8 protein-coding genes are annotated in these 12,651 nt (G+C 40.6%); 3 read left to right on the forward strand and 5 right to left on the reverse strand.

Features of this window, described 5'->3' with window-relative positions; all coding sequences use genetic code 11:
• Positions 1–86: 86 nt before the first annotated feature.
• Both OQE68_RS24435 and OQE68_RS24440 read right to left on the reverse strand, forming a co-directional pair.
• Positions 87–1,235, reverse strand: a complete 1,149-nt coding sequence (locus tag OQE68_RS24435; RefSeq protein ID WP_180566959.1) for a zinc-dependent metalloprotease — start codon at positions 1,233–1,235, stop codon at positions 87–89.
• 183 nt (positions 1,236–1,418) lie between these two features.
• Positions 1,419–2,153 (reverse strand): protease inhibitor BamI-like protein, encoded by a 735-nt coding sequence (locus OQE68_RS24440; RefSeq protein ID WP_180566960.1) that lies wholly within the window; start codon positions 2,151–2,153, stop codon positions 1,419–1,421.
• Positions 2,154–2,469: 316 nt separating this feature from the next.
• On the opposite strand from OQE68_RS24440, the gene OQE68_RS24445 reads away from it, so the two are divergent.
• Positions 2,470–4,164 carry an acyl-CoA dehydrogenase family protein gene (locus OQE68_RS24445; protein ID WP_180566961.1) on the forward strand — a complete coding sequence of 565 codons (1,695 nt, stop codon included), beginning with the start codon at positions 2,470–2,472 and terminating at the stop codon, positions 4,162–4,164.
• A gap of 40 nt (positions 4,165–4,204) precedes the next feature.
• Here the strand turns inward: OQE68_RS24445 and OQE68_RS24450 are convergent, their stop codons facing one another.
• Positions 4,205–4,915 (reverse strand): L,D-transpeptidase, encoded by a 711-nt coding sequence (locus OQE68_RS24450; protein ID WP_180566962.1) that lies wholly within the window; start codon positions 4,913–4,915, stop codon positions 4,205–4,207.
• 354 nt (positions 4,916–5,269) lie between these two features.
• Between OQE68_RS24450 and OQE68_RS24455 the strand changes: the two genes are divergently transcribed.
• Both OQE68_RS24455 and OQE68_RS24460 read left to right on the forward strand, forming a co-directional pair.
• A complete protein-coding gene (locus tag OQE68_RS24455) occupies positions 5,270–6,676 on the forward strand; it encodes a S28 family serine protease (RefSeq protein ID WP_255490762.1) in 1,407 nt (468 codons plus the stop codon).
• A 423-nt stretch (positions 6,677–7,099) separates the two neighbouring features.
• Entirely contained in the window at positions 7,100–7,636 is a 537-nt protein-coding gene (locus OQE68_RS24460) for a PEP-CTERM sorting domain-containing protein (RefSeq protein ID WP_180566963.1), read from the forward strand.
• A gap of 254 nt (positions 7,637–7,890) precedes the next feature.
• Here the strand turns inward: OQE68_RS24460 and OQE68_RS24465 are convergent, their stop codons facing one another.
• Entirely contained in the window at positions 7,891–11,187 is a 3,297-nt protein-coding gene (locus tag OQE68_RS24465; protein WP_180566964.1) for a M60 family metallopeptidase, read from the reverse strand.
• Positions 11,188–11,602: 415 nt separating this feature from the next.
• Positions 11,603–12,508, reverse strand: a complete 906-nt coding sequence (locus OQE68_RS24470) for a LysR family transcriptional regulator (protein ID WP_266195813.1) — start codon at positions 12,506–12,508, stop codon at positions 11,603–11,605.
• Positions 12,509–12,651: the final 143 nt, after the last annotated feature.

Consider the following 12,651-nt stretch of genomic DNA (forward strand, 5'->3'; position numbering starts at 1 on the left):
TCACGTACCGGTATTTTTGGAAATAGAAGATAAAAAGCCCCTAAAAGGGGCTTTGAATAGTGACTTCGAATAGTGACGTCGAGCAACTACTTCATTTGTTGTTTAATTTTTTGGTAATGCTGCCAGGCAACCCGTTTTTCTTTATAAAGGCTTCTTAACTCTTGTACAGCCGCATAGTATTCTTTACGAATGGTATAGCGCTGTTTGTAAGCATCGATGAGGGTACGCCAAGCTCCCCAGATATTCTGGCGACTCCACCAGGCTTGACGGAATTCACGCCACCGTTGCCATAAAGCATAGCGAGCTTGCCGAAGCTGCTGACGTAATGATCTTAATTTGGTTTTATTTTCTTTAATTTGCTGATTGACTTCATCTAACTTCGCTTTGGCTTTTTTTAGCTCCTCTAGTAGAGGATTATTATTTTCAACTTTGGTGGGGAAATAGTTGGCAATTTGTGGTGTAGTTACCCCTAGCGTATAAGCGGCATCTGCTCCCCAATAAGTATCATGCCGATCAACACCACAAGGACTACCTTGGCATTGGAGTTTTGGACTGGAGAATTTATAAACCTTACCTGTCCAGTAATTGACATTGTAGGCCGATTGGTAGGCCATAATAGTTACAAATTTACCTTGCTCCCCATGGCCTAAGGCGAATGGGTAGGTTCCACCACTACCGTTTTGTTTGCGGGAGTGAAGCAGCCCCATATTATGGCCAAGCTCATGGGATGTGACGTATTCCCCGCAGGTAGAAATAGCGATATGGCTATACATGTAGTTTTTATAGTAACTGTTGGATAAGTTACCATTAGAGTTATAGCCACCAATCCAAGCAACACCACAGCTGGCATGGCTTGAGTGGTAGGGTCGATAAAGCATGACCATATCGGCCCCATACTTTTCCCGTAACTGATCAACCTGATTAAAAGCGGGGTCAGATTTGTTGGTCAGATCTCTTAAAGCTGTACCGGCATTACCCGTGTCAGGATAATTAACTTGGTGGGTATGAACTGCCCGTAGTTTGAGATTTAAGCCGCTATCTTGATAAACCTGGTTGGTCACGGCCATTAGGTGGTCAATTCGAGCATTAGGACTGCCACCATATAAACTGGCAGCACCAGGTGTATATAAAACTAATACATCAATTTCCGTTTGATTTGCTGTCGCATGACTTGCAAAAGTGAGTAGCCCTGCTTGCAATGTTGCCAGAGTAGAGAGAAAAAGTTTATTTGGCATGATTGAGTCTCATCTTCAGTCTTTACATAACAAACCTCCTTGTATCCAGTTCGCATCCGTTAAAGACGAAGGTTGTTAAACCCACGCAGTATTTTTGCAATTACCCGTTATTGGTGATTAAGCCTCCTATATTTTTTAAATTAATCAAAAAAGCAATGACTGATAAAAACCTGAAATAATTAATTATCCTTCCAAGTGGCGGACAGCTAATTCACCAGGTTTAATATTATCCACACTACCAGGTCCATTTAACTGTTCAACAGGAATATTTTTATAAACAATGCCTTTTCCACCGACGGCTTCGAGTGAATAGCTGCCTTGGGGGGTGGTGATCGTTGCAAAACTGCTATTGGTGCCTGATGTTACAACCACGGGGTAGCGGTCGCCATGGCCATCCAGATGACCAGAAAGCACCGTAGCACCTGTTTGGCTGTGGGTCACTTGACTAATAGTGGCCGCTACCTGGTAACCTCCTGGTAAGTCAAATGACAGCTTGTCGCCAGCTTGTTTGTTATCCAGTTGCTCTTTATCAACTTGTACAGATTGCTTCTCGGTAATTCGTTCATCTAAGGATATTGATTCGGCATCAGCGGTAAAGTTGGCTACCCAGGCTGATGATAAATCTGCAGGCGAGGCATCCAGTTGAAATTCTGCCGCTGTTTCTTGTAACAGTTGGTCATCTAGTATGTCATCTGATTTTAGTTGGGCGAGCCACTGCTGCTCGTTTAGTTGTTCTGGAAGCTTTTCATCGGTTTGAGGCAGTGAAGGTGAAGGTTGTTGGTGAGACGGTGTGGGCTTGGGTTGATTGGTGTGTGGGGCGGTGGTGGGCTGTTGCCAGTAGTTAAAAGCAACGGTAAGGGCTGCACCCAGTAATACTACGCCAACACCGCCAAAAATAAGTTTAGTTTGAGTTGCCATTAGCCGCGCCCTATTTTAAAAGTCATTTTCCAGGCACTGAGTTATACAAGTAGTATAAATTGATTTAATCTGTGCTTGGCATGAATGTCTCGCGATTATTATTGCCAGAAAAAGTGTGAACTACCAAGCAGAAATCTGGCTGTATGTAGAATCGTTTTGAATAAGCCCATTACTAAAATAGTGTGAAACCTACATGATCGAATCAAATTAAAGAAAAGTAAAAAAAGCAATATTCGTTTTAAATTGAAATCTATTCGTGATATTTATGTTGGAATATATGAATTAAAAGACCTGTTTGGTAAAGGATAACCTGCGGATGTCTCAAATGACGGATCAAGCCTGTCCTAGTCAATGGGCAGAAACTCACCAAGTATTCAATCAGCCGACCCCATTAGAAAACTACAATGCATTTAGCAGTGATTTAACGCTACAACACTGGATGCAGGTATTTGCTGGTGGTTGGGGGCATAGCCGTTGTCTGGCTTATGGTAAAGCCGTTGGACATGAATTATTGCAAGCGGGTTTTTTAGCTAATAAATATAAACCTGAGTTTAACAGCCATGACCGGTTTGGACACCGTATTGATCAAGTGGACTATCATCCGGCTTATCACCAATTGATGGAGACCGCCATCGAAAGCGGTTATCACCAATTGCCTTGGCAGCAGCCCAGTGAAGGAGCAAATGTGGTCAGGGCGGCTTTGGGTTATTTACATGCCCAAGCAGACCCTGGCACAGGTTGCCCTCTTACTATGACATTTGCCGCCGTACCAACGATTCGGCAGCAGCCTGAGCTGGCTAACGTTTGGTTACCTAAAATATTTTCAAGGCAGTATGAGCCTGATAATAAGCCTTTTTTTCAAAAAGCAGGAGTAACCATTGGGATGGCGATGACAGAAAAACAAGGTGGTTCTGATGTGCGGGCAAATACGACAATTGCAACCCCAATTAAAAAGCAAAACTCTGGGTTGGCTTATGAACTGGTGGGTCATAAATGGTTTTGTTCAGCCCCAATGTGTGACGCTTTTGTAGTATTAGCTCAAGCGAAAGGTGGTTTGTCTTGTTTTTTAATGCCAAGGTGGCGTCCCGATGGTTGTAAAAATCAAATTTTTATCCAACGTTTGAAAAATAAAATGGGTAATGTGTCTAATGCTTCCTCAGAGGTAGAATTCCGTGGTGCCTTGGCCTGGTTGGTAGGTGAAGAAGGACAGGGGGTACCGACTATTATTGAAATGGTGGCATTAACCCGGTTCGACTGCATTATTGGCTCAGCGGCATTAATGAGACAGGCCGTTGCTCAAGTCTTGCACCATACCGCCGGACGACAGGCATTTGGTCGCTCCCTTCAGCAACAGCCATTAATGCAAAATGTTCTGGCTGATCTGGCCATTGAATCGGAAGCAGCAATTGCCTTAGGCATGCGGGTGGCTTTTTCTCTTGATCAACAGGGGCAAGAACATCACCAGTCGTTTGTTCGACTGGCCACAGCGGTGGGTAAATATTGGGTATGTAAACGCGTTGTTCAGCATAGTTATGAGTCAATGGAAACCATCGGGGGAGTCGCCGTGGTAGAAGATAATATATTACCCCGTTTGTATCGAGAAGCACCGATTAATGCTATCTGGGAAGGCTCTGGTAATATTCAGTGTTTGGATGTGTTGAGAGCCATTCATAAGCAGTCAACGACACTTGAAGTCTTTTTTCAGGAAATAATGGTTAGTAAAGGCAGTGATAAATACTTGGATAATGTCATTCAGCAATTAAAACAAATGGCCGTTAAGTTACCTCAAATCAGTGTAGATGATGCTCAATGGCAAGCACGCCAATTTGTAGAAAAACTGGCATTAGCCTTACAGGCCAGTATTTTAATTAATGAGGGTGAATCCATCATTGCTGATGCATTTATTGCTGGCCGACTGGCAGAGCCACATTACCAATACGGTACGCTACCAGCATCTATTAATGCCGTTGCGATAATTGAGAGAGCCATGCCGCAGCTTGGTGATAAATAATGATGATTAATAAAAAGTTTAAGTTCATTATCGAGGGTTTCTAAGTACGCATCACAATCACTTTAGTGCCTTTTAACCCATTGCCTGGTAACTCGATGAAGTCTTCGTTAAGCCATTTAGCATCTTCGTGGAAGAGCCGGACGCAGCCATGACTGGCATGGTAGCCGGGTACGGTATCAGACCCGTGTAAGGCGAAGCCGCGGAAGAAAAACATACAATAGGGCATGGCGGCGCCTCCTCTAGGTAGCGGGTATTTAGAGGAAACACAGCCAGCGCCTTTTTTTCGAATGATAGAAAAATTACCGGCAGCCGTACGGCAGGGACGTTTTACATCTGGACACCAGGATTTACCACCAGAGAGAGGCCCCCAGCGAATTAAATTGCCATCAGGGCTATAAGCCCCCCAGGCGAGCCGATCTAAATTAACCAATAATAGTTTTTGTTGGGGTGCTTCTATACGGTATTGGAAAGGAGAAACATCCATTAATTGCATTGAGTCAATATCATGGGGAATCGCAATAGTGACGCCTGGTCGCAATGGCGTATTCATCCGATTAAGGCGGCGAATAATATCTCGTTTTTCCGTTTCAGGAAATAAGCTGTACCAACTATCCCCTTTTTTAGTAAGCACACATTTTACATGGTCATATTGACAAAAACGTTGACCGTAATACGCGCCATTCGCTGATGCGGTGATTGCCACCAGCAAGGTAAGGGGAGTCAGCATTAAAGAAGCAATTTTAATCCACATCGCTACTACTCTGCATCTTGCTGAATTGCTAACCAGGGTATTGTCAAACCAACATTTGTTGGTGTTGAACTTCCCCCTTAAGTCATTTGCTACCTTGATGACTTATTACCCTGTTAGATAATAGATTGTAGAACAAGTTTCTAAAATTTGTAGGTAAGGGTTTTTATATTACCGAATAGCAGTGATAAAATAACTAATTATTATTGGACGAAAATACTTTGTAAGTACTAATAAACAGCAAACAATTATTAGAGGTGCCCTAAAGAGTAAGATGAGGTATGCTTATGCTTTAAAATAATATGTCCTGTTGTTATGGATAAAAATAATAATTAACTTTTTAAATAAGGAATAATAATGTCAAGGATGGACATCAGCATAAGTACATTATTAGCTGTGTTATTTTCCAGCTTGCTTTTTATTAGCACCTCTCAAGCAGACAGCCAGGATATACTGGCTTATTTACAATCACTGCAAGGAATGGAAGCGGAAGAACTAACAGACCCGCCTGAGGGGTATCGTTATTTTTTGCTTAACTATGAACAGCCCATTAATCATTTGCGGCCCTGGGAGGGAAGTTTTAAACAGCGAATGATATTGCTCCATCGCTCTTCAGCTGCGCCCACTGTATTAGCGACAAATGGCTATTATTCATCAGTGAGTACCTACCGTTATAATCTGACACGGATTTTAGGTGCCAACCAATTAAAAGTGGAACACCGTTATTTTGCTGAGTCGAGGCCAGAGCCGTTGGATTGGCAACATTTAACGATCAGACAGGCTGCAGCTGACCACCATCGTATTGTGGCAGCCATTCGCCCTTTCTATCAGGGGAAGTGGGTATCTCGAGGCAGCAGTAAAGGGGGCATGACAGCGTTGTATCATCGTCGTTTTTACCCTAATGATGTAGATGGCACAGTAGCAAACGTTGCACCGCTCAGCTTTGGTCGGCTGGATCATCGTTATGTGACCTTTCAAAATCGAGTGGGGGAGCGCAGTTGTCGGCAGGCGCTAAAGCGCTATCAGCGGCATTTATTGGAACGCCGTGAATCGATGAAAGCATTAATCAGTGATTATGCCAAAGAGCAGAACTGGCAGTTCAGTGTACCTGGTGGTTTAGATCAGGTATTAGATTACACTGTGGCAGAATTATATTTTCAGTTTTACCAATATGGTTCCTTTGACAATTGTCATGACATTCCAGATGCTCAGGCCACTGATGAGGCATTATTTGAATTTATGAAAGAGTGGGGACCACTGTCATTTATGACTGATGTTGGCATTAAAACATTTGAACCCTATTTTTATCAGGCTATTTCCCAATTTGGTTATCCTAAATTATTAACCCGTCATTTAAAAGACTTACTGTTGTATGACCCTAATGATTATCGAGTGTATGTGTCTGAGTGGCCAGAGCCTTTTGATTGGCATGCGATGTGGGATGTTGCTCAATGGGTGGCTTTTAACAGCCGCCATGTTATGTTGATTTATGGTGAAATTGATCCTTGGACAGCGGCAGCATTTTTCTTACCTGACTCAACCTACCGAAGCACTTATAAATTTATGGTAGCCAACGGTAATCATGGGGCTAATATTACAACCTTAAATTCACAAGATCGCAAACATGCTGATCAGATGTTGAAGCGTTGGACTGGTGTTAACCCCATCAAAATAGAAACCCTTGATGAACAAAATGAAGGGTATGATGAAGACCTATACCCCTACTTAACTATCAACGGCGGATTCAACAAATATATTAAATAGCCAAATAAATAACATAAAAAGAGTAAACTAAGTCACGTTTACTCTTTTTGTGATAGAGGTAACACTGAAAATATGGGGTTAATCATTATCAGGGCTACCTTTATTTTATATCACAAGTAATATATTCAAAAAATTTACAGCTTTTATGTGATGGCTTGTACAAAACTCCACTCTATTGAATGTGATTTGAACACTTAGTTATCAGTATATAAGTTTAATCAATGTTTAAAAAATGTTGGGTTACTCTAAATTTTACAGCTATTTAAAAGTCGTATTGGTTAATGGGTATAAAAGTACTCTTTTATGCTTGTTTTATAAAAAAGCCTATATAAAATAACGGGTTATAATTGTTGGCATTGGTCTTGCTCTAAAGGCATCCATGATTAGGAAGTGCAATAAAACCTATATATGGAAGGTCATATAATGAGCAAAACAATTTTTCAAAAAAGTAAAAAAGCATTAACAATCGCTGCTGCTGTAACAGCTTTACTTGCATCACAAAGCGGTTTAGCTGCTATTTTAAGTGGGGATTATAACATTAATGCTAACCGTCAAGGTGCTCAAACCTTTAAGTGGGATGGTGGTAATACTGCAACTATTAGTGGGCGTCATAACAACTTAGGTTATACGATTCAATACCACAACGTTAGGGTTTTTAAGCATACCAACAATGTTGATTGGTTGATCGCTTCAACTGGTAGGATTACTTACAATAATGGCTATAGCCATACTGTTGGAAGGCATCAATATGGTAGAGCTGGTCAAAATGCGCTTTATTTATTTGGTAATAATAATACCATTCATAACTGGACAAGAAGTTTACCTGGCGTAGACCTTCACTCTAAAGTAACTTATGTTCCAACACCTAAGCCTCCTGTACCTGTTCCTGCACCTGCTTCAATTTTACTAATGGGTTTAGGCTTAGCGGGCGCTGGCTTACTCAAAAAGAAGAAAAAATAAGTAATTACGCAATAAGCTTTACGCTTAACAGAGCCTGTTGCCATTCGCTTGAATGGCAACCTTTCAAATATGGATCAACAGGCTCTGGTATGTATGTCTAGCGTACTTTCTAATCTACTGCATTTATTATTGCCTGCTAATTAGCAGGCTTTTCAGTATGTACTTCACGAATTTATTTTGATTTATACTCGTCGCTAGAATAAAAAAAGCCCTGTAAATACAGGGCTTTGACTTTATATGAGGGGCATTTTTAATTAAATGCCGTATTGCCATAAAGGCTTTTTCGGCTTGGGTAGTTCCATGTGTGCTACTTGTTGTTTAGCATTTTCAGAGACTTCAATTTTCCACTTTTCAAAGAAACCACGTAAGTCTTCTTTCGCTATGGCTGAGCCTGTTATTAGCAAGTAATCAGCTGCAGACTGGTTTTTTGCTTTAGCATAACCACGCTGATGATAATATTCACGGGTTTTGGTATATAGCTGAGTGTAAAAATCCCATCCATAAGCAAGTGTCAATTGATGGTAAAATACTAAACGCTCAAACGGTCCGGTAATATCATCCCAACCTTGGCCTTCCTCTAACAGACCCGCTACTTTTTTATACGTCTGTGCAATTCGGTTAGCTTGACCAAATTGCTCTTGTTGATAGAGAGAAAATAAATTATTAGTAACTTCAACTGTACCTGGTAGCATCCAGTCACGCTGTTGATAGTTATGACCAACTTCATGATAAGGTCCCCAGCTTTTTACGTTATCTAACTTCTGTAATTTAGCGGGCAGGTAAGCCATGATGGGATAACCCGAATGCATCCAGCCAGCACTAATAGTTAAATCAACATGATAACGGTTAGGTAAGCTTGGAGTACGGTGTGGAATAGCACCGTCTGTTGTTAAGCCCATTAATTTATAGGTGTTATTGGTAATTTGCTGCCAAGTTTTCGCATACGTTTCTACATCAGAAATCTCTTGTAGCTGGTCTTTAGGTAAAAGCACGATCATATTACCACTATGGATTTCACCCCATGGTGCTGGATAATGCTTAATTGTACTGTTCCAGTCGCTATTGCTATGTTTCCCTAGTTTAAAATAAGGGGCTTTAACTGCACCTTGGACTATTAGCTGTGCCTGAGCATTGCGATAGTGTTTAGACTCAGTTGTGAAGTAAATCAGTCCACCATAAGGATTATTGATAACATTTTTACCAACGTTCAATTTTTGAGTGAAACTGACTTGTGGCGGACGTGGCCAACTATCTTTGTTTTTAGTCGTAGCAATATTATCCGTATGGCCATTGACGCGAACTTCGATCTGGCTTGGTTGACCAGCTTTTATATGGCTATCAGATGGAGAATTCACTGTGATAACAATATTATCGCCGGCTTTGGCATATAACCCAGTACTTAACCAATAAGGGTTGGTTACACTGGTTTTTACCCAGCTACTGTGTTGCTGATTAAAGTCAAAATTAATGGTTTCAGTCACTTTAGCTGCATCAGCTTGAACAGTTCCTAGTTGCTCATAACCATTAGCAGGTTTTTGATTTGGTTTTAAGCTTTTTGTAGCTGAATCAAGGTAGGCCATTATTTTTGTATATGGCTTACTGTTTATGTTATAGAGCTTATATTTAATCGCTTTAGTTTGGCTGTCTTCCGATAGACCAAGGTTATTCATTGCGCTGTTTGGCAAGTTAGCTAGTGCGCTAGCTGCGCTGATAACGGTTTTATCAAAAGTTTCTGCTTCTTTTGATTGTTGCTTGCTATAGGGCAGGGGTTCTTTTCCTTCTTCAATGGCTTTAAACCATTTAAAGCGGTTGCTTAAGTTTGCTTCAAGCAGTTGTTGAAAATCTGGCTTACTGCTGATGGAGTCTGTCCAATGCCAAGTGCCTTTCCATATAATTCCGGCTTTTGCAATTAAGTCTTGACCTTCAGCGGCTTTAAAGTTGATATCCCAGTTCCATACTTGGTGCCCCATCATTAGGCTACCACCTTGCTTAACATAGTTTGCAAGAATTTCTGCTTCCTTCGGGTCTTCAATTCTTGGGTTAACAATAGCAACTGGATATACAGCTGGATTAAATAGCACTTTGTTACTGATAATATTATTAATTCGATGAGAGTTTATTTGAAAATTTTCATCAAAATCACCATACCACCATTGAACTAGTACATTTAATTTCTCATTGCTGGAAGCAACAACCTTAGCATAATTATTTTGATTGCGCTCCGTTAACCAATGTAGTGAGTTCCGTACGAATTGTGTCATATCAGCATTCGTTGACGAATTTTTTAAACTGCTCAGATAACTATGCAATTCACGGCCAAACACCATCATTCGGCCTTCACCATAACGGCCAGCAGCAATGGTTCCTTTTCCTTGATCAGGACTTTTTGCATGGACTAAAAAACCATTAAAATTATAAGCACTTAACTGGCTGATCCCAGAACCGGCATACTCAATTTTATCAATATTTTTATAAAGTGTGGCTAGGTCAGCTAGGTGAGAAATTTGTTGTGTTGATAAAAGTTTTGATGCTTCATTTAAACTGCTTACAGCTTCATCTACTGTAGTTTGAGTAAGCTTGGTTTTATTTAACAGGCTTTCTGCTGAATTTAATATACTTGTTAAAGTGGCTACATCATTTGGATAAAACTGACCATTTGCAACACCAGTGTTAGCTTGCTTAATCACTTTTTTAGCTTGTTTAACTTTATTTTTTAGCGCGGTGGTATCAACGGTTGGTACGGTAGGCTTATTCGTTTGATCTGTTGTAATAATGAGGGATGAAACAATATCATTCAGGCCATTAGCAACGAAACAACGGTTTTTACCAGTAAAATTCCAACGACGGCCTTTAAAGTTATCATGTTCATATAATTCTGCTGACATGCCTTTAGGTACTTTAATTGACGAAATATCATCATTTCGCATACCTAACCTACGCAACTGGCTAAGCGTATAACGGCCTGGCGCTAGGTTAACTTGATAGCCATTAAATCCGCAGTGCTTATAGATAGAGACTTGGCTGGACTGCTCAATTGTTTGGTTGCCACCCGTAGAACCGGTTGGCTCAGTTGTAGAAACTATTGACTGCCAGCGTTGATTAGAACCGCCGTGGTAAGTATAGGTGATGACTTTACCTGGCTCTGAGCCTGATGCATCAAGGACCATACGAGGATTTGCCTTATTTTGGTAAACCCCGCTTACAGCTGACCATTTTTGGTGGGTGCCTTGGTGGCACTGCCATACAAAGGTTTCACTACCATTTTGAGGGTAGCGACCAGCTTCTAAACAAAAGTTTGTTGCTACTTGAGGGCGAATTCGGCCACGAAGGTCTTGGTGCCATAACTGTGATGTTAAGTTTTCACACTCGGCTAGCGTAACAGCACTGCCATTTCTTACAGGTAGTTGCTTTACTGTTAAGCACTGACCAGAGTGACCAACGTTAAGCTGTTGATACTTCGCGTTACCAGCAGCAGCTACCTCCATTGCAACTAAATTTAGTGCAAATACTGTATATAAATTAATGGCTGAAATTAAGGAAGACTTCTTCATAACCGTTTAGGTCCTCGTCAAACAATAAAAACTTCAAGCTGCTGAGTGGTTCTCAGCAAGCTAACTTATTTCTCTTAACGGTCGTGTTGCTTTGAATAGGGCTTAGATAGCGCCGGTTTATGTTGTTTTTTTTATGTTGATAAAGTGATCGGGATTGTACGGATAGTGATCTTTTTGTAACGTGAACCAATTATCAGTGACTGTTTGTCAACGCACTGATAGAGAAGTTAGTGTGATTTAGTTTGCATAAATTGAGTGATAGAAGTTTGCCAGGTACTTACAAACCTTAAGCCATAGTAGAAATTAAGACTTTAGTTAAATATTACTTATAAAGCTTTGAAGGCATGCTGGTGGCTTGTCGAAAAGCTAATAGCTATCTAATAATATGAATGGTTTTCTGGTGCGTTAGCGAGTATCAAATAGGCTGGAATTTAATATTGATGTATTTTTCTAGATTATATTCCAAAATAAAATCAATAAAAGTGCGTTGTGCTTTTGGCAAATGAGTACGACTAGGGTAAAGCAAATAATAATGGTTGTCAGGGATTTCCCAGTCAGGTAACACCACTTCCAGTTGGTTGTTATTAATTTTATCAATGCAAATATAAGAGGGTAATAAGGCAATACCATCGCCTAATATTGCAGAGTTAAATAGAAATGAGATGCTGTTGCTCATCCATTCTGATGTCGGTTTGTGAATTCTTTTATTATTGCCTTTCTGTAACTGCCATATTGGTAATGACTGATGTTTTAAGCAGCGATGATTAATCAACAACTCAGGGGACTTGGGACGACCATATTGATTTAGGTAATCTGGAGCGGCAACTAATACACGACTGATGTTACCTAAATGACGGCTAATTAAATTAGAGTCATCCAGCTTTCCTGCTCGAAAAGCAAAATCGAACCCTTGATCTATTAAGTCAACATATTCATCAGTGATAAAAAGCTCAAGCGTAATTTGTGAGTAGCGTTGACGGAAAGTATTAAATAATAGAGGCATTAGGGAATGTGACGATACTTCAGGACAAGTAATGCGTAAGTTGCCTGTAGGATGCTCTTGCAGGCTGGTAATCGCGCGTCGCCCTTGGTTGGCTTGTTGTACCATTTGTTGACAATAGTTAAAAAATATCTCTCCAGCGCCAGTTAAGTGTATTTTACGGGTAGACCGATTAAGTAGCCTGACCCCTACTGCTGCTTCTAACTGTGCTACTTTTTGGCTGACTGTTGACTTGGGTATATTGAGCTTCTGACCTGCGGCAGTAAAACTACCCATTTCTACCACTGAGGCAAAGATAGCCATTTCATCAAAACCTAACATAAACTGCTCACTATTGTTCGTATATATGAACAAAGTATACAAAAAATCTATCTTATAAGAACAATTGCGCTAGCCTACAATGATTGCATTCTTTAATGACGGCAAAAGATGAGCACTCACTGCTTTGGTCATATTCAACGTTA

The sequence above is a fragment of the Spartinivicinus marinus genome, from assembly GCF_026309355.1.
Taxonomy (GTDB): Bacteria; Pseudomonadota; Gammaproteobacteria; order Pseudomonadales; family Zooshikellaceae; genus Spartinivicinus; species Spartinivicinus marinus.